Origin of the sequence: Lysobacter sp. (assembly GCF_035655815.1) — a bacterium.
GTDB lineage: Bacteria > Pseudomonadota > Gammaproteobacteria > Xanthomonadales > Xanthomonadaceae > Lysobacter_J.
Genome location: NZ_DASRTS010000069.1, coordinates 1 through 20,009, shown reverse-complemented (window position 1 = coordinate 20,009; position 20,009 = coordinate 1). Strand labels below are relative to the sequence as shown.

General features: G+C 66.2%; 18 protein-coding genes. 12 read left to right on the top strand and 6 right to left on the bottom strand.

The window, feature by feature from the left end:
- The first annotated feature begins 3 nt into the window (after positions 1–3).
- The 6 genes from rpsK (at position 4) to VFE83_RS17855 (ending at position 5,018) form a co-directional block, all read left to right on the top strand.
- On the top strand, positions 4–396 hold the full coding sequence (rpsK, locus tag VFE83_RS17880; RefSeq protein WP_158982354.1) for a 30S ribosomal protein S11: 393 nt from the start codon (positions 4–6) through the stop codon (positions 394–396).
- A gap of 14 nt (positions 397–410) precedes the next feature.
- Entirely contained in the window at positions 411–1,040 is a 630-nt protein-coding gene (rpsD, locus tag VFE83_RS17875; RefSeq protein WP_324908674.1) for a 30S ribosomal protein S4, read from the top strand.
- Positions 1,041–1,058: 18 nt separating this feature from the next.
- Positions 1,059–2,057: a DNA-directed RNA polymerase subunit alpha gene (locus VFE83_RS17870; protein WP_324908672.1), complete on the top strand. Its 999-nt coding sequence runs from the start codon at positions 1,059–1,061 to the stop codon at positions 2,055–2,057.
- Positions 2,058–2,456: 399 nt separating this feature from the next.
- Positions 2,457–2,831, top strand: coding sequence for a 50S ribosomal protein L17 (gene rplQ, locus VFE83_RS17865; RefSeq protein ID WP_115843833.1), 375 nt, complete (start codon positions 2,457–2,459; stop codon positions 2,829–2,831).
- Between the two features lie 178 nt (positions 2,832–3,009).
- Positions 3,010–3,516 (top strand): disulfide bond formation protein B, encoded by a 507-nt coding sequence (locus tag VFE83_RS17860; RefSeq protein WP_324908670.1) that lies wholly within the window; start codon positions 3,010–3,012, stop codon positions 3,514–3,516.
- Between the two features lie 116 nt (positions 3,517–3,632).
- Positions 3,633–5,018, top strand: coding sequence for a class II 3-deoxy-7-phosphoheptulonate synthase (locus tag VFE83_RS17855; RefSeq protein WP_324908668.1), 1,386 nt, complete (start codon positions 3,633–3,635; stop codon positions 5,016–5,018).
- A gap of 227 nt (positions 5,019–5,245) precedes the next feature.
- Here the strand turns inward: VFE83_RS17855 and VFE83_RS17850 are convergent, their stop codons facing one another.
- The 3 genes from VFE83_RS17850 to typA form a co-directional block, all read right to left on the bottom strand.
- Positions 5,246–6,871, bottom strand: coding sequence for an amidase (locus VFE83_RS17850; protein WP_324908666.1), 1,626 nt, complete (start codon positions 6,869–6,871; stop codon positions 5,246–5,248).
- 78 nt (positions 6,872–6,949) lie between these two features.
- Positions 6,950–7,417, bottom strand: coding sequence for a DUF2127 domain-containing protein (locus VFE83_RS17845; protein ID WP_324908664.1), 468 nt, complete (start codon positions 7,415–7,417; stop codon positions 6,950–6,952).
- A 32-nt stretch (positions 7,418–7,449) separates the two neighbouring features.
- Positions 7,450–9,309: a translational GTPase TypA gene (gene typA, locus VFE83_RS17840; protein ID WP_324908662.1), complete on the bottom strand. Its 1,860-nt coding sequence runs from the start codon at positions 9,307–9,309 to the stop codon at positions 7,450–7,452.
- 185 nt (positions 9,310–9,494) lie between these two features.
- Here typA and VFE83_RS17835 point away from each other — a divergent pair, with 185 nt between their 5' ends.
- From VFE83_RS17835 to prpE, 4 genes are all read left to right on the top strand, one after another.
- Complete coding sequence (locus VFE83_RS17835) at positions 9,495–9,992, top strand: peptidylprolyl isomerase (RefSeq protein ID WP_324908660.1); 498 nt, start codon at positions 9,495–9,497, stop codon at positions 9,990–9,992.
- Between the two features lie 287 nt (positions 9,993–10,279).
- A complete protein-coding gene (locus VFE83_RS17830) occupies positions 10,280–11,485 on the top strand; it encodes a pyridoxal phosphate-dependent aminotransferase (protein WP_324908658.1) in 1,206 nt (401 codons plus the stop codon).
- Between the two features lie 110 nt (positions 11,486–11,595).
- Positions 11,596–12,582: a malate dehydrogenase gene (locus tag VFE83_RS17825; RefSeq protein WP_324908656.1), complete on the top strand. Its 987-nt coding sequence runs from the start codon at positions 11,596–11,598 to the stop codon at positions 12,580–12,582.
- 406 nt (positions 12,583–12,988) lie between these two features.
- Positions 12,989–14,878: a propionate--CoA ligase gene (gene prpE, locus VFE83_RS17820; RefSeq protein WP_324908654.1), complete on the top strand. Its 1,890-nt coding sequence runs from the start codon at positions 12,989–12,991 to the stop codon at positions 14,876–14,878.
- Positions 14,879–14,917: 39 nt separating this feature from the next.
- Here prpE and VFE83_RS19555 read toward each other — a convergent pair whose 3' ends face one another.
- The 3 genes from VFE83_RS19555 to VFE83_RS17800 form a co-directional block, all read right to left on the bottom strand.
- A complete protein-coding gene (locus VFE83_RS19555) occupies positions 14,918–16,168 on the bottom strand; it encodes an XVIPCD domain-containing protein (protein ID WP_414674782.1) in 1,251 nt (416 codons plus the stop codon).
- Positions 16,169–16,248: 80 nt separating this feature from the next.
- Positions 16,249–17,001, bottom strand: coding sequence for a hypothetical protein (locus VFE83_RS17805; protein WP_324908652.1), 753 nt, complete (start codon positions 16,999–17,001; stop codon positions 16,249–16,251).
- 113 nt (positions 17,002–17,114) lie between these two features.
- Positions 17,115–18,329 carry a citrate synthase family protein gene (locus VFE83_RS17800; protein WP_324908650.1) on the bottom strand — a complete coding sequence of 405 codons (1,215 nt, stop codon included), beginning with the start codon at positions 18,327–18,329 and terminating at the stop codon, positions 17,115–17,117.
- Between the two features lie 91 nt (positions 18,330–18,420).
- Between VFE83_RS17800 and prpB the strand changes: the two genes are divergently transcribed.
- Together prpB and VFE83_RS17790 are read left to right on the top strand one after the other, a co-directional pair.
- Positions 18,421–19,305: a methylisocitrate lyase gene (gene prpB / locus VFE83_RS17795; protein WP_324908648.1), complete on the top strand. Its 885-nt coding sequence runs from the start codon at positions 18,421–18,423 to the stop codon at positions 19,303–19,305.
- A 255-nt stretch (positions 19,306–19,560) separates the two neighbouring features.
- A partial coding sequence (locus VFE83_RS17790; protein ID WP_324908646.1) for a citrate/2-methylcitrate synthase occupies positions 19,561–20,009 on the top strand: 449 nt, incomplete at its 3' end.

Sequence of the window (20,009 nt, the reverse complement as noted above, 5' to 3'; positions counted from 1 at the left end):
ACCATGGCTAAGCCGGCTGCTGCCAAAACCAAGAAGAAGATCAAGCGTGTCGTCACCGACGGCATCGCCCACGTCCACGCTTCTTTCAACAACACCATCGTCACGATCACCGACCGCCAGGGCAACGCGCTGTCGTGGGCGACCTCGGGCGGCGCGGGTTTCCGCGGCTCGCGCAAGTCGACCCCGTTCGCCGCGCAGGTCGCTGCGGAAAAGGCCGGTCGTGCGGCACTGGACTACGGCGTGAAGTCGCTGGAAGTCCGCATCAAGGGCCCGGGTCCGGGCCGCGAATCCGCCGTTCGTTCGCTGAACAACGTCGGCTACAAGATCATCAACATCATCGACGTGACGCCTATCCCGCACAACGGGTGCCGTCCGCCGAAGAAGCGTCGCGTCTGAGGAGCTGAAAGAACATGGCTCGTTATATCGGTCCCACCTGTAAGCTCGCCCGTCGCGAAGGCTCCGACCTCGGTCTGAAGTCGCCGGCCCGCGCGCTGGACTCCAAGTGCAAGCTCGAGCAGAAGCCCGGCCAGCACGGTCCGACCGCCCGCAAGGGCAAGCTGTCGGACTACGCCACCCAGCTGCGCGAGAAGCAAAAGGTCAAGCGCATCTACGGTCTGCTGGAGCGTCAGTTCCGCAACTACTACAAGAAGGCCTCGAACAAGAAGGGCAACACGGGTGAGAACCTGCTGCAGCTCCTCGAGACCCGCCTGGACAACGTCGTCTACCGCATGGGCTTCGCCGTGACCCGTCCGGCCGCCCGCCAGCTGGTGTCGCACCGTGGCGTCACGGTCAACGGCAAGTCGGTCAATCTGCCGTCGTACCAGGTCAAGGCCGGCGACGCGATCGCGCTGGCCGAACGCGCCCAGAAGCAGCTCCGCGTGCAGGAATCCCTGACCGTGGCGCAGCAGATGGACCTCTCGCCGTCGTGGGTCGAAGTCGACAGCAAGAAGTTCTCTGGCGTGTTCAAGGCTGTTCCGGATCGTGCCGACCTGCCGGCCGACATCAACGAAGCGCTGATCGTCGAGCTGTACTCGAAGTAATCCAGGAGACGCCAACACATGACGGTTACCGCAAACCAGGTGCTGCGCCCGCGCGGCCCCCAGATCGAGCGCCTTTCGGGCAACCGTGCGAAGGTGGTCATCGAGCCGCTGGAGCGTGGCTACGGCCATACGCTCGGTAATGCGTTGCGCCGCGTGCTGCTGTCGTCGATCCCTGGCTTCGCAATCACGGAAGTCGAGATCGATGGCGTGCTGCACGAGTACACCACGGTCGAAGGCCTGCAGGAAGACGTGCTTGAGGTTCTGCTGAACCTCAAGGACGTCGCCATCCGCATGCACACCGGCGAGTCCGCCACCCTGTCGCTGAACAAGCAGGGCCCGGGCATCGTCACCGCCGGTGATATCAAGACCGACCACAACGTCGAGATCCTCAACAACGAGCATGTGATCGCGCACCTGACCAAGGACACCGCGCTCAACATGCGTCTGAAGATCGAGCGTGGCTTCGGCTACCAGCCGGCCGCCGCACGTCGTCGTCCTGACGAGGAAACCCGCGCAATCGGTCGCCTGATGCTGGACGCCAGCTTCTCGCCGGTCCGCCGCGTCGCCTACGCCGTTGAAGCGGCGCGAGTCGAGCAGCGCACCGACCTGGACAAGCTGGTCCTGGACATCGAGACCAACGGCACGATCGACGCCGAGGAAGCCGTCCGCACCGCGGCCGACATCCTGACAGACCAGCTGTCGGTGTTCGGCGACTTCACCCACCGCGATCGCGGTGCGGCGAAGCCGGCCACCAGCGGCATCGACCCGATCCTGCTGCGCCCGATCGACGATCTCGAGTTGACCGTTCGTTCGGCCAACTGCCTCAAGGCCGAGAGCATCTACTACGTCGGCGATCTGATCCAGAAGACCGAAGTCGAACTGCTCAAGACCCCGAACCTGGGCAAGAAGTCGCTCACCGAGATCAAGGAAGTCCTCGCCCAGCGCGGCCTTTCGCTCGGCATGAAGCTCGAGAACTGGCCCCCGGCCGGCATCGCCTCGCACGGGATGATGGGGTAAGCGCCCGCGTTTAGCCGATGCCTGACGGCATCGGCTGCGGGTGCGAACGGCCGGTCAGGATGACCGGACCGGGCTCCCCGGAGCCCACCACGTACCGCCATGGATGGCACGGTGTTGATAGCAGCCTGGTGATTGCGGCACTGCCGCGCGCCGATGCGAACGCCCGGGCAGGATGCCTTGACCGGACTCTCCGAGCCCCCACGTAACGCCAGGGATGGCAGCAGCAAAGTTCAAGCGCGGTGCTTTTGATCTGATCAAAGCGCCGCGTTCTGCCGACAGGGCCAAGCCCCGCGGCATGCCGGCAACGGAGCGCCGGTTCGGACCATCCGCAGTCCACGTTCAACGCCTGGATGGCGACAGCGAAGTCCAACGTTTCAACATTCAACAGGAATCTTCACCATGCGCCACCAGAAAGCCGGCCGTAAGTTCAGCCGCACCAGTGCCCATCGCGACGCGATGTTCACCAACATGGCTGCCTCGCTGATCAAGCACGGCATCATCCGCACCACCCTGCCGAAGGCCAAGGAGCTGCGTCGCGTCGCCGAGCCGCTCATCACCCTGGCCAAGGTCGATGGCGTTGCCAACCGCCGCCTTGCCTTCTCGCGCCTGCGCGACAAGGAAGCCGTGGGCACGCTGTTCACCACCCTGGGTCCGCGTTACCAGGCCCGTCCGGGTGGCTACCTGCGCATCCTCAAGTGCGGTTTCCGTGCTGGCGACAATGCACCGATGGCCTACGTCGAACTGGTCGACCGTCCGGAAGCGGCTGCGGAGTAATCCGCGCGCCACATCGGCATCACGCCGATGCATTGAAACATCCGCGAGACCCCGGCCCAGGCCGGGGTTTTTGCTTTCTTGCGATCGCGCGCCAATGCGCCAGTCCGTGCGCGGATCGCGGGCAGTCGATGTCGCGGCCTGGTGCAGGTGAACGGCAACGCCGTTAAGCTTGCCGACCATGACGAACTCCCTGCTGCGCGGCTCGTTCCGTACCCAGTACCTGCTCGGCTTCGCGGCATGCGCCGCGCTGCTCAGCTACGCGTTCTACGCGCAATTGCACGACGGCCTCGAGCCATGTCCGCTCTGTATCTTCCAGCGTGTGGCGTTCCTCGCGCTTGGCATCGTGTTCCTGATCGGTGGACTGCACGCTCCCAAGGGAAACGGTGGGCGCCGGACGTACGGCGTGTTGGCCCTGCTCGCGTCCCTGGCCGGCATCGCCATCGCCGGCAATCACGTGCGCCTGACTCACCTGCCGCCCGATCAGGTACCGGCCTGCGGTCCCGGGCTGGATTACATGCTCGAGGCCATGCCGATCACCGGCGTGATCCGCAAGGTGATGACCGGCTCGGGGGAATGCGCGATCGTCGATTGGACGTTCCTCGGCCTGTCGATGCCGGCCTGGAGCCTGGCGTGGTTCGTGCTGCTGGCGATCTGGGCGGCTTACGCGGCCTTCCGTCGCCGCTGAGTGCGTTGTTCCCGGTATCCCGGATCCAGGACGCAGCACGTGGCGGTTGCCGCTGTAACGGTTGCAGCCCGCCGCACGAGCGCCCATAGTGGTTCGCCGCATTGCAGCATCGTGTCATGCCCACTGATCGCACCCTCCGCGCCGTGAACCTGCCCGCCGACTGGTCGCCCCAGTCCTGGCGCAACCGCACCGCGATGCAGTTGCCGCAGTATCCGGACGCCGAGGTGCTGGAATCCGCCCTATCGGAACTGCGCGCGCTGCCGCCGCTGGTGACGTCGTGGGAGATCCTGTCGCTCAAGCAGCAGCTCGCCGAGGCGCAGGAGGGCAAGCGTTTCCTCCTGCAGGGCGGCGACTGCGCGGAGAGCTTCTCCGGCTGCACGTCCGACGTCATCTCGAACCGTCTCAAGGTGCTGCTGCAGATGAGCCTGGTGCTCGTGCACGGCATGCGCAAGCCGGTGGTGCGCGTGGGCCGCTTCGCCGGCCAATACGCCAAGCCGCGTTCGGCCGATTCGGAGACGATCGGTGAGGTCACGTTGCCCAGCTATCGCGGCGACATGGTCAACGCGCCCGAGTTCACGCGCGATGCACGCACGCCCGATCCGCGCCGCATGATCAAGGCGCATGCGCGTTCGGCGATGACGATGAATTTCGTGCGCGCGCTGATCGACGGCGGTTTCGCCGACCTGCACCACCCCGAATACTGGAACCTCAGCTGGGTCGGCCATTCGCCGCTCGCCGACGAATATCGCCGCATGGTCACGGCCATCGGCGATGCCGTGCGCTTCATGGAAACGCTGTCCGGCAGCGAGGTGCACAACCTCAACCGCGTCGACTTCTACACCTCGCATGAGGCCTTGCTGCTGCCGTACGAGGAATCGCTCACGCGCCAGGTGCCGCGCCACTGGGGCTGGTTCAACCTCAGCACGCACTTCCCGTGGATCGGCATGCGCACGGCCGCGGTCGACGGTGCGCACGCGGAGTACTTCCGCGGTATCCGCAATCCGATCGCGTTGAAGGTCGGTCCGTCGGTGACGCCGGAGCAATTGCTGCGCACGATCGACTTGCTTAATCCGGACGACGAGCCCGGCCGCCTGACCTTCATCCATCGCATGGGCGCCACCGGCATTGCCGACAAGCTGCCGGCGCTGCTGGACGCGGTGCGCCGCGACGGTCGCCGCGTGCTGTGGGTGTGCGATCCGATGCACGGCAATACCGAAAGCACCAGCAACGGTTACAAGACACGCCGCTTCCGCAACATCCGCAGCGAGCTGGAGCAGGCGTTCGAGCTGCACGCCGCCGCCGGTACGCGCCTGGGCGGCGTGCACCTGGAACTGACCGGCGAGGACGTGACCGAATGCCTGGGCGGTGCGCGCGAACTCACCGAGAGCGATCTGGAGCGCGCATACAAGTCGACCGTGGATCCGCGCCTGAACTACGAGCAGGCGCTGGAAATCGCGATGCTGATCGTACGCAAGCAGGTGCAGATCGCGGCGCCGGCGTAAGGCGGCTGCTGGTGACTCCGAAGGGCCCGCTCAGGCGGGCCTTTCCCGTTTCAGCGCACGCCGAAGTGCGCAGGTGAGATAGCCGGGAACCGCCGCAAGGGCAGGGCTTGCGCTCGGCATGGCCGGCGCCACCTCGTCGGCGACTGCGGCGGTCCTGCATCGCGTCGAAGCCTGCCAGCCGACAGGAAGCAGCCGGGTCTCCAAGCATCAGCGGAGGACGAGGCAGATCACCCCTTGCTCGTCGCCAACGGCACCGTCGCCAGGAACTGCGGCGCCTTGCGGGCGCGGGTCTTCTGCTCGAAGGCATACGCCAGTTCGATCAAACGCGGCTCGCTCCAGGCCGGGCCCATGAACACGATGCCCATGGGAAGCCCGAGGTGGTCGCCCATCGGCACGGTGATGCTCGGCGTACCGGCGACTGCGGCCGCGCCGTAGCCCTCGCCGAGGAAGTGGTCGCCACTGACCGGATCGATCAGCCACGCCGGCGCCGTGGCCGGCGCGACGAGCGCGTCGAGCTGCGCGGAGGCCAGCGCCGTGTCGATGCCCTCGGGACCAGCCAGGCGCCGCGCCTTGCTGCGCGCGTCGATGTAGGCGATCTCGTCCAGCGTACCCTTGGCCTGCGCGCGGTCGAACAGCTCCTGCGCGAAGTAGGGCATCTCGGTCCTGGCGTTCTGGCGGTTGTATTCGATCAGGCCGGCCAAGGTTCCGATCGGCGCGCCGCTGCGCGCCAGGTAGTTGTTCACGCCATGCTTGAACTCGTACAGCAGCACATCGAGTTCCGCTTCGTTCCACTGGCCGGAGGTCGGCAGGTCGACGTCGACGACGATCGCACCGGCCTGGCGCATCGCCTGCAGGCTGCGTTCGAGCGCGGCGTCGGCCGCCGGATGGAAGCCCATCGACTTGCGCAGCACGCCGATGCGCGCGCCGCGCAGGCCGTCGGCATTGAGGCGCGCGTGGTAGTCGAAAATCGCGCGGCCGGTGCTTTCGGCGGTGGCCGGGTCGGCGTCGTCGCGCCCGACGATGGCCGACAGCAGGATCGCCGCGTCGGAGACGCTGCGCGCCATCGGGCCGGCCGTGTCCTGGCTGTGCGAGATCGGGATGATGCCGCTGCGGCTCACCAGCCCCACGGTCGGCTTGATGCCCACCAGTCCGGCGACGGACGATGGGCAGATGATGCTGCCGTCGGTCTCCGTGCCGATGGCGGCGGCGGCCAGGCTGGCGGCGACTGCGCTGCCGCTGCCGGAACTCGAACCGCACGGCGAGCGGTCCAGCGCGTAAGGATTGCGCGTCTGCCCGCCGCGTGCGCTCCAGCCCGACGTCGAACGCGAGGAGCGGAAGTTCGCCCACTCGCTGAGATTGGTCTTGCCCAGGATGACGGCGCCCGCTTCGCGCAGGCGCGCGACCAGGAAGGCGTCGTTGCGCGGATGGTGCGAGGCCAGCGCGAGCGAGCCCGCGGAGTTGGCCATCGGCGGAGCGTCGATGTTGTCCTTCAGCAGGATCGGCACGCCGTGCAGCGGGCCGCGCACGCGCCCGGCCTTGCGCTCGGCGTCCAGTGCGTCGGCCTGCTTCAGCGCATCCGGGTTGGCCTCGATGACCGCGTTGAGTTTCGGGCCGTTGTCGTCGATGGTCGCGATGCGATCGAGGTACGCCTGCGTCAGCGCGCGGCTGGTGAGTTCGCCGCGACCCATGCGGGCCTGCAGTTCGTCGATGCCGACTTCGGCGAACGCAAACTTGTCGGCGGCAGCGGGCGCTACTTTCGCAGCGGCCGTCGCCGCCGGCGTGGCGTCCTGTTTCCCCGTTTGCTGGCAGGCGGACAACAGCAGCAGCGTCGCCAGCGGCAACGTCTTCAACATCGGCAAAGAGCGCACTGCGATTCCCCGGTCGCGGATGGCCGGGCCGAGCATACGCGATCCGGTCGCGCCGGCGGCGGCTCAGCGGCGTCGCTTGTGGAGGTCGCGTGCCAGCACTGCGACGACGATCAAGTTGACCACCAGCACCGTCACCGAGATCCAGCCGGGATGGCGCACCAGCGCATAGACGTCGAAGGGGAGGTAGATCGCCGCGCCGATGCAGCCCAGCCAGGAGGCCCATGCGCGGGCGTACCACAGGCCCCAAGCCTCGGCGAAACGCATGGCTGCGTAGAGCAGGGCGACCGCGGCGGCCATGTGCACGCCGTCGGGGCTGATGGCACTGGTAAGCGAGGCAAGCGTGCCCTGGTGCACGTCGAGCTGGAAATGCACTGCCAGTTCATGCAGCCAGCGCTGCAGGGGAGCAGGGCCGAGCAGTTCCAGCCCGCTGGCCGCCAGCAGGGCCAGCAGGCCCTTGGCGGCTTCGAAGATCGCGATGACATGCAGGCCGGGATGGGCCTGCGGATCGGGGTTGTACGGGGCGCCGGTCATGGCGTGCTCAGACCGGGCCCCGCACCGTTGGTTCAGGCCGCACGCGAGGCGCGTTTGCGGTCCGTTTCGCTGCGAAGCTTCTTGCGCAGGCGGATGGCCTTGGGCGTGACTTCGACCAGTTCGTCGTCGTCGATGAACTCCAGCGCCTGTTCCAGCGAGAATTTGATCGGCGGGATCAGGCCTTCGTCGTCGTCCTTGCCGGCGGCGCGGAAGTTGGTCAGCTGCTTGCCGCGCAGGGCATTGACGGTGAGGTCGTTGTCCTTGGCGTTGATGCCGACGATCTGGCCTTCGTAGATCTCCTCACCCGGTTCGATGAAGAGGCGGCCACGTTCCTGCATGGCCGCCTGCGCGTACGCGGGCGACGGACCGGTGCCGTTGGAGATCAGCACGCCGTTGATGCGCTGGCCGATCGCGCCTTCTGCCTTCGGACCGTAATGGTCGAAGACGTGGAACAGCAGGCCGGTGCCGGCGGTGAGCGTGCGGAACTCGGTCTGGAAGCCGATCAGGCCGCGCGCCGGGATGATGTAGTCCAGTCGCACGCGGCCCTTGCCGTCGGGCTCCATGTTCTGCAGCAGTGCCTTGCGCTCGCCCAGGCGGCCCATCACGCCGCCCTGGAACTGCTCTTCCATGTCGACCACCAGCGACTCGTACGGCTCCTGCATCACGCCGTCGATTTCCTTGATGATCACTTCCGGACGCGACACGGCCAGCTCGTAGCCTTCGCGGCGCATGTTCTCGATCAGGATCGACAGGTGCAGCTCGCCGCGGCCGGACACCTTGAACTTGTCGGCGTCCTGGGTGTCCTCGACCTTCAGCGCGACGTTGTGCTGCGTCTCGCGGGTGAGGCGGTCGCGCAGCTGGCGCGAGGTGAGGAACTTGCCGCCGCTGCGATCCTTCACGCCGGCGAACGGCGAGTCGTTGACCTGGAAGGTCATCGAGATGGTCGGCTCGTCGACGGTCAACACTGGCAACTGCTCGACCGCGGCCGGGTCGCACAGCGTGTCGGAAATGCCCAGGCCCTCGATGCCCGAGAACGCGATGATGTCGCCGGCCTGCGCCTCGCCGACTTCCACGCGCTCCAGGCCCATGAAGCCGAGCACCTGCAGGACCTTGGCGTTGCGGGTCTTGCCGTCCGGCGCGATCACCGTCACCGGCTGGTTGGTCTTGACCTTGCCGCGCTGGATGCGGCCCACGCCGATGATGCCGACGTAGTTGTTGTAGTCCAGCGAGGTCACGCGCATCTGGAAGGGGCCGTCCGGATCGACCGGCGGCGCGGGCACGTGCTCGCAGATGGCTTCGAACAGCGGGGTCATGTCGCCCGAACGCACGTCCTCGGTCATGCCGGCGTAGCCCTGCAGGCCCGACGCGTACACGGTCGTGAAGTCCAGCTGCTCGTCGGTCGCACCGAGGCGGTCGAACAGGTCGAAGGTCTGGTCCAGCACCCAGCTGGCGCGGGCGCCCGGGCGGTCCACCTTGTTGACCACGACGATCGGCTTGAAGCCCATCGCGAACGCCTTCTGCGTGACGAAGCGCGTCTGCGGCATCGGGCCGTCCATCGCGTCGACCAGGATCAGCACCGAGTCAACCATCGACAGCACGCGCTCCACCTCACCGCCGAAGTCGGCGTGGCCCGGGGTGTCGACGATGTTGATGCGCCAGGTCTCGTTGGTCTTGGGATTCGTCCAGCGGATGGCGGTGTTCTTCGACAGGATCGTGATGCCACGTTCCTTTTCGATGTCGTTGCTGTCCATGACGCGGTCCGGGACCACGGCGCGCTCGTTCAGGGTGCCCGACTGCTTGAGCAGCTGGTCGACGAGGGTCGTCTTGCCATGGTCGACGTGGGCGACGATGGCGATGTTGCGCAGGCGTTCTACGGACTGGGAGGCGGACATGCGGAGAGGGCGCCGGAACAGCGCTCGTTCGGAAGGGAAGCCGCACAGTATACCGGTTGTATGACGCCGCTGCCGTGTTCAGCTGAACGGCGTCGCGGGCCCTTGTGCGGGCGGCTGCACGCCGCCATGTGGGCCCACGAATGCGGGAATTCCTCCCTCAAGTCCCACGTCCAGGAGAGACGGTTATGAGCCTCATCGCCACCTTCGACACCGACCGCGGTCCGATCCGCGTCGAACTTGCCGCCGACAAGGCGCCGCTGACCGTCGCCAACTTCGTGAACCTGGCCAGCCGTGGCTTCTACGACGGCCTGAGCTTCCACCGCGTGATCAACGATTTCATGATCCAGGGCGGCTGCCCGCTGGGCACCGGTACCGGCGGCCCGGGCTACCGTTTCGAGGACGAGACCCGCACCGGCCTGTCCCACGAGCGCGGCGTGCTCTCCATGGCGAACGCCGGCCCGGGCACCAACGGCAGCCAGTTCTTCATCACCCACGTGCCGTGCCCGTGGCTGGACGGCAAGCACACGGTGTTCGGCAAGGTGATCGAAGGCCAGCAGGTGGTCGACAGCGTGAAGCAGGGCGACACGATCAAGTCGATCAAGATCGAGGGCGACGTGGACGCCGCGCTGGCCGCCAAGGCCGACCGCGTTGCGGAGTGGAACAAGACGCTCGACGCGCGATAACCGGTGTTGCCGGTTACCCCCAAAGTTCGCTGACGCAAACTTCGGGCCACGCGACAAGGCTTCCAATTCCCCGCGCTGCCGCGCAGCCCCTTTACCAAAGGGGCTTATGGTGGCCGCGGCGAAGCTCCGCGATCCAGACGTCCGCTCCGGCTTGCCGGGGCGGGTGTTTGCGTTAGCGGCGGGCCGGGCGGATGGATGCCGCGTGTTAACATCCGGGGGCTCTGTGGCGGCGGAAATCCCGTGCCGCGCAGTGCGCACCCCACATCGAATCCCACGAGGTTCCCGCGATGCCCCAGCTTGCCCGGCGCATCGGTCGCGCCAAGCCCAGCGCGATCATGCAGGTTGCCGAGAAGGCCAAGCGGCTCAAGGCCGAAGGCCGCGACATCATCAGCTTCTCGATCGGTGTTCCCAACTTCCTGCCCGGCGAGCACGTCTACGCCGCCGCGCGCGAGGCGCTGTCGAAAGACAGCGGCCAGTACGGCAGCAACCGCGGTCCCGACGCGCTGCTCGACGCCTTCGTCGAACACATGGCCAAGATCGGCCTGACCGGCTACGGCCGCGTCAACTGCGCCACCGGCATCGGCGCCAAGCACGTCATCTACAACCTGGCCGAGGCGCTGCTGGACGAAGGCGACACCATCGCCTTCCCGACGCCGTACTGGACCAGCTACCTCGACATCGCCGAGATCGTCGGCGCGAAGATCGACCTGCTGCCGTGCCCGCCCGAACAGGACTACAAGCTCACTCCCGCGCAGCTCGACGCCGCGCTGGCGAAGAAGCCCAAGGTTTTCCTGTTCAACAACCCGTCCAACCCGACGGGCATGGTGTACACGAAGGAAGAGATCGACGCGCTGGCCGAGATCGTCGCGAAGTATCCCGACACCTGGATCATCACCGACGACATCTACAACCGAATGGTGTTCGACGGCATCGGCTACCACAACTTCGTGCATGCGCGCCCCGAGCTGCGCGACCGCGTGATCTTCCTCGACTCGCTGTCCAAGACGTACGGCATGCCCGGTTGGCGCGTGGGCTTCATGGCCGGTCCGGAAGTCGTCGCGCAGGCGCTGGTGACGATGAACTCCAACCACATCACCAACGTGCCGGAAATCGTCTGCGCCGCAGCCATCGCCGCACTCAACGGCCCGCAGGACGTGCCGACGCAGAAGTGCGCCGAATTCCAGGCCAAGCGCGACCAGGTGATGGACGTGATGAACGCCATCCCGGGCGTCGTCTGCCCGCGTCCGCAGGGTGCGTTCTACGTGTTCCCGGACATCAGCGTCGCCTTCGGCAAGACCCACGGTCCTACCGGCATCAAGATCAACAACGACGTCGACGTCTGCAACGCGTTGCTTGAGGCCAAGGGCGTGGCCTGCGTGCCGGGTTCGGCCTTCGGCGAACCGCGCGCGCTGCGCATCAGCTACACCTGTCCGACGCCGCAGCTCGCCCCGGGCCTGCAGCGTTTCCAGGAATTCTTCGCCGAACTGCAATGACCGAAATCGGGAATGGGGAATCGGGAATCGAAAGAGCCCGCCCCCGTTCCCGGTGACCAGGCGTGTTTGACGATTCCCGATTTTCGATTCCCCATTTCCGGAGTTTCATCATGAAGACCCCCGTCCGCGTTGCCGTCACCGGTGCTGCCGGCCAGATCGGCTACTCGCTGCTGTTCCGCATCGCCTCCGGCGAAATGCTCGGCAAGGACCAGCCCGTCATCCTGCAGATGCTCGAGCTGCCGATGGAGAAGGCCCAGGCCGCGTTAAAGGGCGTGATGATGGAGCTGGAAGACTGCGCGTTCCCGCTGCTGGCCGGCATGGTCGGCACCGATGACGCCGAAGTCGCGTTCAAGGACGCCGACATCGCCCTGCTGGTCGGCGCGCGTCCGCGCGGCCCGGGCATGGAGCGCAAGGACCTGCTGCTGGAAAACGCCAAGATCTTCACCGCCCAGGGCGCCGCGCTGAACAAGGTCGCCTCGCGCAACGTGAAGGTGCTCGTCGTCGGCAACCCGGCCAACACCAACGCCTACATCGCCATGAAGTCCGCGCCGGACCTGCCGGCGAAGAACTTCACCGCGATGCTGCGCCTGGACCACAACCGCGCGCTGTCGCAGCTGGCCAACAAGGCCGGCGTCGCCGTGGGCGACATCGAGAAGCTGGTCGTGTGGGGCAATCACAGCCCGACCATGTACCCGGATTACCGCTTCGCCACCGTCAACGGCCAGTCGCTGAAGGACAAGATCAACGACGCCGACTGGAACGCGAACGAGTTCATCCCGAAGGTCGGCAAGCGCGGCGCGGCGATCATCGAAGCGCGCGGCCTGTCATCGGCTGCCTCGGCCGCTAACGCCGCCATCGACCACGTGCGCGACTGGGTGCTGGGCAGCAACGGCAAGTGGGTGACGATGGGCATTCCGTCCGACGGCAGCTACGGCATTCCGGAAGGCGTGATGTTCGGCTTCGCCGTGACCACGGAGAACGGCGAGTACACGATGATCCGCGACCTGCCGATCGACGAGTTCAGCCAGGCGGCCATCAACAAGACGCTGGCCGAGCTGGAAGAAGAGCGTTCGGGCGTGGCGCACCTGCTGGGCTGAGCCTGGTCGCGCCGGCGACGGCGCAAACGAAGTCGTGATGCAACCCGGGGCGGCCTTGGCCGCCCCGTTCTTTTTTCCGGATGTCCTGCCATGTCTTCGCTTCGAACCTTGGCAAGCGCGCGCAGTTGTTCACGACGCAGTTGTGCTGACGGCGTCTCCGCCGTCGGGCAGGCGAACCAGATCCTAAAAATGAGCCAATCACCCTGTATCCCCCTTTTTCAAAGGGGAAAGAGTGAGCCAGCCGGGAGAGGGTGGCCGATGCGTCGGCGCATCAGCCGCCGCGCTTTGCTCCCTCCTTTGAAAAAGCAAGGTCGGGGAGGATTCGCTCTGCCGTTCGACCAAGGTCGTAACGCGCTCCTTCCCCGTGCGGCGCTAGCCTCGACGCAGCGCCGTCGGAGGGATCGCCATGCGTTACGAAGACTTCTATCGCCGCTCGATCGAGCAGCCCGAAGCGTTCTGGGGCGAGCAGGCGAGGGCGATCCATTGGCACAAGCCGCCGCAAAAGATCCTCGACTACTCCAGCCCGCCGTTCCGCAAGTGGTTCGCCGGCGGCGAAACCAACCTCTGCTTCAACGCAGTGGACCGCCACCTGGACGAACGCGGCGATCAGCTCGCGCTGGTGGCCATTTCTTCCGAAACCAACGTCACGCGCGAGATCACCTATCGCGAACTGCATCGCGAAGTGAACACCTTCGCCGCGGTGCTGCGCTCGCTCGGCGTCGGCCGCGGCGACCGCGTCGTGATCTACATGCCCAACATGGCCGAGGCGGTGTTCGCGATGCTGGCCTGCGCACGCATCGGTGCCGTGCATTCGGTGGTGTTCGGTGGATTCGCCTCGCACAACCTCGCGCTGCGCATCGACGATGCGAAGCCGAAGCTGCTGATCTGCGCCGACGCCGGCATGCGCGGTGGCAAGGTGATCGCGTACAAGCCGCTCGTGGACGCGGCCTGCGAACAGGCAAAATCGCCGCCTCCGCACGTGCTGATCGTCGGGCGCGGCCTAGACCCGCAGCACAACGTCGTCGCGGGGCGCGACGTCGACTACGCCACACTGCGTGCACAGTACGAAGATGCACAGGTGGACGTCGAATGGCTCGAATCCAACGAGCCCAGCTATCTGCTCTACACCTCGGGCACCACCGGCAAGCCAAAGGGCGTGCAGCGCGACGTCGGCGGCTATGCGGTCGCGCTGGCGTTGTCGATGTGGTCTATCTACGACGTGCGCGCGGCGCAGGTGATGTTCTCCACCTCCGACGTCGGCTGGGCGGTGGGACATTCGTACAACATGTACGGCCCGCTCATCGCCGGCGCGACGTCCGTGCTGTACGAAGGCCTGCCCACGAGTCCCGACCCGGGCATCTGGTGGCGCATCTGCGAGCAGTACGGCGTGCGCACCATGTTCTCCTCGCCGACCGGCATCCGCGTGCTGAAAAAGCAGGACGCGTCATGGCTGACGAGACACGACCTGTCGAAGCTGCAGTGGCTGTTCCTGGCGGGCGAACCGCTGGACGAGCCCACGGCGCAGTGGATCACCGAAGGAATCGGCAAGACCATCATCGACAACTACTGGCAGACGGAAACGGGCTGGCCGGTGCTGTCGCTGATGCCGGGTCTGGACCTGAAGCCGGTGAAGTTCGGATCGCCCGGTTTGCCGACGCCCGGCTACAAGCTGCGCGTGATCGACGACAGCACCGGCGACGACGTGCCGGCCGGACAGAAGGGCGTGCTGGTGATCGAGCCGCCGTTGCCGCCCGGTTGCCTGACCACGGTGTGGGGCGATGATGCGCGCTTTCTTTCCAGCTACTTCAGCCACTTCAGGGAACTGCTGTACAGCTCGCTGGACTGGGCCATCCGCGACGAGGACGGCTATACGTTCATCCTCGGCCGCACCGACGACGTCATCAACGTCGCCGGGCATCGCCTGGGCACGCGCGAGATCGAGGAGTCGTGCTCCACCCATCCCAGCGTGGCCGAGGCCGCGGTGATCGGCGTGCACGACGAGTTGAAGGGGCAGGTGCCGGTGGTGTTCGCCACGCTCAAGCGTCCGGACGAATCCGCATCGCAGGCGGCAACCGCCATGCAGCAGCGTGTCGTCGAACAGCTCGGCGGCGTGGCGCGTCCGGCGCGTGTCTACGTGGTCAACGCGTTGCCGAAGACGCGCTCGGGGAAACTGCTGCGACGATCGCTGCAGGCGCTGGCGGAGAACCGCGATCCGGGCGACCTGTCGACGCTGGACGATCCCAACGCGCTGGACGAAGTGAAGCGCGCGCTGGAGCGTGGGCCGGATAACGCGTAGCGGCCGATGTGGTGGACGCGCGCGGACCGGTCCCGGCAGTTACATCGTGTGCACTGGGCCGCTGCGCTCCGGTGAGTTCTGGCTGCGGCTCAACTCCTGCTGTTGCGCCATGGCCTGCTCCCGCGCGATGGCCTGGTGTGCGGCCTGCAGCCTCTGGTCGGATTGTTCGACAGGAATACGGATTGCCTCCTGTGTCGATACAAAGGCGCGTTTATGCGCCGGGTCATCCAGTCGTCCCTCCACGGCAAAGACATTACCGTTGCCGCCCATGACCACGTGATCGACATGGTTCAAGGCATTGCCCGAGAGTGAGTAGTCGCGCACGTGGGGATAGTTGTCGCGGCTGTCCTTGCAGGCCGCAAGCAGACAGCGACTGATGCGCTCGCTCATGTCGTCGTAAGGTTTGCCAATGCCCTCGTCGATGTTGCGGACACCGGTGCGGATCTGCTCCAGCATCGGATGGTCCGGGTGTCGCGGATCGGACGGCACCTGCAAGGAGCCCCAGGGAAACCGATCCAAGCCCGTGTCCAGTGGTATACCGGGCGGCAGGTTCTGCAGAGGCGAGCGACTCAAGTCATTCAGGTAGTTGTGGGCGAATATTTCGGCTGGCTGGTTGCGGTCGCCATCCCAGAAATTGCGCATGCGGTGCGCCTCAGCCACCGCTGCTGCCTCGCCAGACGCCATCGATACCCCGCCGTGCTTATGCCGCTGGTAGTCGGCCCGGTCCATGTACTCCACCGACGAGCCGATGTGCTCGGCCAGCGACGACACCGGGTCGTGGTACATGCGGTGGTTGACCACGCGCCCCTTTGCGGCCTGTATGGCTTGCGGATCCATTGGCGCACTGCTAGCAAGGAACTGCGCGCCAAAGGAGTTGAAGGTTTCCGCATGCACGCCGAACATCACAGCTTGCAACTGTGCATGCGCACCGCCCAACGAGTGACCGGTGGCGCTGATCTGAGAGAGCGGGATGTTTTGCTTGTTTGCGAGTTCCAGCGCCTTGCGCATGGTCGCGGCGGCTTCCGGCCACTGCGTCGAGGCCCCCATCATCCCCATGCTGACGTCGGCCAGTACATCGTGAATGTTGGAAAAGTCGGTGCCCGCATTGGCAACTATCAGTTGCTTCGTTTCCATGTCCTGGAACACCGCGCCTTTGTAGTCCGTCGATGACGGCGGCGAAACGTATAGCACCTTGTATCTACGCGTATCGCTTTCCACTTCACTATTGGCCGCCAGTGGATCGTATACCTGGTGCGCGAGAAAAGCGTTCTGTTCCGGTGGTAAAGGCACGGTGGTGTCTCCTCATCGTCCTTGTAGGTAGTGCCAGGATCTGGTTGTGCGCCGGCCTCTACTGGATTACAAAGTTGGCACTAGGGAGCGGACTGCAACGGGGTCGAGTCGTCCGACACGCGTATGGTGATGGGAACCCGGCTCCGATACGGTACGTCGGGCGGTGGGCTTCGCTGGTAACAGGGATTCGCGAATGCATCGTCGTTGAACTGGCATAACCTCTTGAGGACCATGCCCGGCGCAAGTTCGCTTGTGGCGAAGTAGTTCAATGAAAGCCAGCCCGTCGCCGAGTCGTGGAGGTAGAAGCTGACTACTGCCATTTCCCAATTGCAGGTCTTCGCCTGGAAGCGGTCTCGATAGACCATGAACTCGGCGTAGGTGCGTTCGCGGCTGCGGTTGGGTATGTCGAGAGTTCCTTGCGGATAAGTGAATTCGTTCTTTCTGTCGAGGTAGTAGCCGCACTCGCGCTTCCGGTTCTGATACATCGCCTGCATCGTGACCGTGTAGCGCTCGGCATCTTCCGGCTTGTCGAACTCCACCCGGATGCGGATAGCCTCTTTCGGATTCCGGTTCAATGGCGGTGGAGTGAACTCCACCGTCTCCAGGTTGAATCCAGCCTTGTCCTCGAGCGAGTTCCCCGCCGGGGTAATGGGATTTACCCCATCGGTGACGGAGCCCTTTGTCCTGGCGCAGTTCGTCAGACCGGCAAGCAGCAGCGCGCACAACAGCAATCGCGACATAAATAGAGGTGCGCGTCTAATCATGGTCCACCTGTAATCCGACGCCGTGCGATGGCATGTCATGATTTCCTTATCGATATGGTTGGCCTTCATGCACCGTAGCAGATGGTGCATCGGATTCACGGACGGCACGAAATTTGCTGTCCAACCGTAGCGCGCGCGATACATGCCGCTTAACGGTTGCCACTCACATCTCGCGGAGACGGCTATTCCTGTGACGCCGGCTGCACACCCGCATAGCGCGCACGCGGACGAATCAGTCCACCATGCGCCTGCTGTTCGAGTGCGTGGGCCAGCCAGCCCGCGAGACGACCGGCGGCGAACATCACCAGCGCGGGCGTCGCAGGCAAACCGTACGCATGGCAGATCGCCGCCAGCATGAAGTCGATGTTCGGCCGCTGGCCGCTGATCTCTTCCGTCGCTTCGACGATGGCGTTGAGCGTGTCGAGCATCGCCGAGTCCTGCACGTGCGTGCGCAGGCGCCGCAGCAATTCCGCCGCGCGCGGATCGCCTTGCGGATACAACGCGTGCCGGAAGCCGGGCAGGTCGTCGCCGCGTTGCCAGCGTGATGCGATCGCGTCGCGCGGCGATGGCGTTTGTGCGGCTTCGCCGATCAGCGCGTAGGCACGTGCGGTGGCGCCGCCGTGGCGCGGGCCGGACAACGCCGCCAGGCCGCTGCACACCGTCGCGTGCAGGTGCGCGCCGGTCGAGGCGACGACCCGCGCGGCGAAGGCCGACACGTTGAGTTCGTGGTCGGCGCACAGCACCAGCGCGGAACGCACCAGATCCTCGAAGGCGTCGTCGTCCGGCCGCCATGTCTGCGCGAGCAGCCGGTGCACCGGACCGGAGGACGGCGGCTGCGCGACGAGCAGTGCGGCGTTCTGGCGCAGCAGCGTCGCAGCCACGCGGTGGCGCATCGGTGGCGCGGAATTGAACGAATGCCGCTCCTGCAGCGCGAGCAGCGGAATCGCCGCCATGGTGCGTTCCAGCGGCGGCAGCCGCGTGTCGCCGGCGATCGGCGCCACCGGCTCAGGCCAGGCCGGAACGGACGGGTCGAACGGGTCGTCCTCGCCGCAATCCCACAGCAGCCGCGCGGCGTCTTCCAGGCTGGCCCCGTCGCGAACCAGCGCGATGGCCGAATGACCGCGGTAGTACGGACCGTCAGGACGGATCAGCGAGATCCGCGTCTCCAGCACCGGCAGTCCACGGTCCAGGCTCTGCGCGGCGCCGCGGGCGGCACCGCGGCCCACGCGCTGACGCTCGGCCAGCCGCTCCACATCCTGGCGCAGGTACAGGCGGCTGCGATGGTCGGGGCCCGGGCGCGACTCCAGCAGGCCGCGGCTGACGTACGCGTACAGCGTGGCGCGGCTGATGCTCAGCAGGCGGCAGGTCTCGTGGGCGGAAAGCAGGTCGTCGGCCATGGTTCGCGGCGATAGATTGATCGGGACGATCAAGATTGATCAACCAGTGGGATGGTGCCAGATTGGCGGCCGCCGCAGACAGGAGTCCCCCATGACCACCACATCCGCCGGCGCGCGTTTCCGCGCCGCACTTGCCGCCGAGAAGCCCCTGCAGGTCATCGGCGCGATCAACGCCAACCACGCACTGCTGGCCAAACGCGCCGGCTATCGCGCCATCTACCTGTCCGGTGGCGGTGTCGCCGCCGGTTCGCTGGGCCTGCCGGACCTGGGCATCAGCGGGCTGGAAGATGTGCTGATCGACGTGCGCCGCATCACCGACGTGTGCGACCTGCCGCTGCTGGTCGACATCGACACGGGCTTTGGCCCAAGCGCCTTCAACATCGAGCGCACGGTGAAGTCGCTGATCAAGGCCGGCGCCGCGGCCTGCCACATCGAGGACCAGGTCGGCGCCAAGCGCTGCGGCCACCGCCCGGGCAAGGAGATCGTCTCGCAGGGCGAGATGGTCGACCGCGTCAAGGCCGCCGCCGACGCGAAGACCGACCCGCAGTTCTTCCTGATCGCGCGCACCGACGCGATCGCCGTGGACGGCGTGGACGCCGCCATCGAGCGCGCCATCGCCTGCGTCGAGGCCGGCGCCGACGGCATCTTCGCCGAGGCGGCCTATGACCTGGAGACCTACACGCGCTTCGTCGATGCGGTGAAGGTGCCGGTGCTGGCCAACATCACCGAGTTCGGCAAGACGCCGTTGTTCACCCGCGACGAGCTGGCCTCGGCCGGCGTGGCGATCCAGCTGTTCCCGCTGTCGGCGTTCCGTGCGATGAACAAGGCCGCCGAGAACGTGTACACCGCGATCCGTCGCGACGGCCACCAGAAGAACGTGGTCGACACGATGCAGACGCGCGAGGAGCTGTACGACCGCATCGGCTACCACGAGTTCGAGAACAAGCTCGACGCGCTGTTCGCGCGCGGCAAATGACGCGGGCGATGGAAAGGTCGGCCGACGGAGCGTACAGGGCCTTCTCGTGGAGTCCCCCTGTCCCTATCTCCGCCGGCGCGTCCGTCGCCCTTTGACCGTGGCGGGCGCGATACTGGCCCGCCACGGTCATCTGCGACCTGCCCGTCGCAGTGGGGCCCATCCCCTGCCGCTGCCACCCTGTAATCCTGAAAACGATGCACCCCGGCGGGACCGGACAGAACCGTTCCCGTCACGCCAAGCACGAGGAGAAACGCAATGACCGAGTCGGCCCAAGTCCTGCCCAAGGCCAAGAAATCCGTCGCGCTCAGCGGCACCGCCGCGGGCAACACCGCGCTGTGCACCGTCGGCCGCAGCGGCAACGACCTGCACTACCGCGGCTATGACATCAAGGACCTGGCCACGCGGTCGACCTTCGAGGAAGTCGCGCACCTGCTGGTCCATGGCGCCCTGCCCACCGCCTCCCAGCTCAAGGCCTACAAGGCCAAGCTGGCGCGCCTGCGCGGCCTGCCCGCGATCGTCCAGGAGGCGCTGGAGCTGGTGCCGGCGAACGCCCATCCCATGGACGTGCTGCGGACCGGCTGCTCCGTGCTGGGCACCGTGCTGCCCGAGCGCGAAGGCCACCCGGCCGCCGAGGCCCGCGACATCGCCGACCGCCTGGTCGCCAGCTTCGGCTCGATGCTGCTGTACTGGTGGCACTTCACGCG

Excerpts from the sequence above, each read along its gene's own strand:
- VFE83_RS17835 (WP_324908660.1), top strand. The coding sequence starts at position 9,495 with ATGAGCCTCATCGCCACCTTCGACACCGACCGCGGTCCGATCCGCGTC.
- prpB (WP_324908648.1), top strand. The coding sequence starts at position 18,421 with ATGACCACCACATCCGCCGGCGCGCGTTTCCGCGCCGCACTTGCCGCC.
- VFE83_RS17850 (WP_324908666.1), bottom strand. The coding sequence starts at position 6,871 with ATGTTGAAGACGTTGCCGCTGGCGACGCTGCTGCTGTTGTCCGCCTGC.
- VFE83_RS17845 (WP_324908664.1), bottom strand. The coding sequence starts at position 7,417 with ATGACCGGCGCCCCGTACAACCCCGATCCGCAGGCCCATCCCGGCCTG.
- rpsK (WP_158982354.1), top strand. The coding sequence starts at position 4 with ATGGCTAAGCCGGCTGCTGCCAAAACCAAGAAGAAGATCAAGCGTGTC.
- VFE83_RS17830 (WP_324908658.1), top strand. The coding sequence starts at position 10,280 with ATGCCCCAGCTTGCCCGGCGCATCGGTCGCGCCAAGCCCAGCGCGATC.
- rplQ (WP_115843833.1), top strand. The coding sequence starts at position 2,457 with ATGCGCCACCAGAAAGCCGGCCGTAAGTTCAGCCGCACCAGTGCCCAT.
- prpE (WP_324908654.1), top strand. The coding sequence starts at position 12,989 with ATGCGTTACGAAGACTTCTATCGCCGCTCGATCGAGCAGCCCGAAGCG.
- VFE83_RS17805 (WP_324908652.1), bottom strand. The coding sequence starts at position 17,001 with ATGAAGGCCAACCATATCGATAAGGAAATCATGACATGCCATCGCACG.
- VFE83_RS17860 (WP_324908670.1), top strand. The coding sequence starts at position 3,010 with ATGACGAACTCCCTGCTGCGCGGCTCGTTCCGTACCCAGTACCTGCTC.
- typA (WP_324908662.1), bottom strand. The coding sequence starts at position 9,309 with ATGTCCGCCTCCCAGTCCGTAGAACGCCTGCGCAACATCGCCATCGTC.
- VFE83_RS17825 (WP_324908656.1), top strand. The coding sequence starts at position 11,596 with ATGAAGACCCCCGTCCGCGTTGCCGTCACCGGTGCTGCCGGCCAGATC.
- VFE83_RS17870 (WP_324908672.1), top strand. The coding sequence starts at position 1,059 with ATGACGGTTACCGCAAACCAGGTGCTGCGCCCGCGCGGCCCCCAGATC.
- VFE83_RS17855 (WP_324908668.1), top strand. The coding sequence starts at position 3,633 with ATGCCCACTGATCGCACCCTCCGCGCCGTGAACCTGCCCGCCGACTGG.
- rpsD (WP_324908674.1), top strand. The coding sequence starts at position 411 with ATGGCTCGTTATATCGGTCCCACCTGTAAGCTCGCCCGTCGCGAAGGC.
- VFE83_RS17800 (WP_324908650.1), bottom strand. The coding sequence starts at position 18,329 with ATGGCCGACGACCTGCTTTCCGCCCACGAGACCTGCCGCCTGCTGAGC.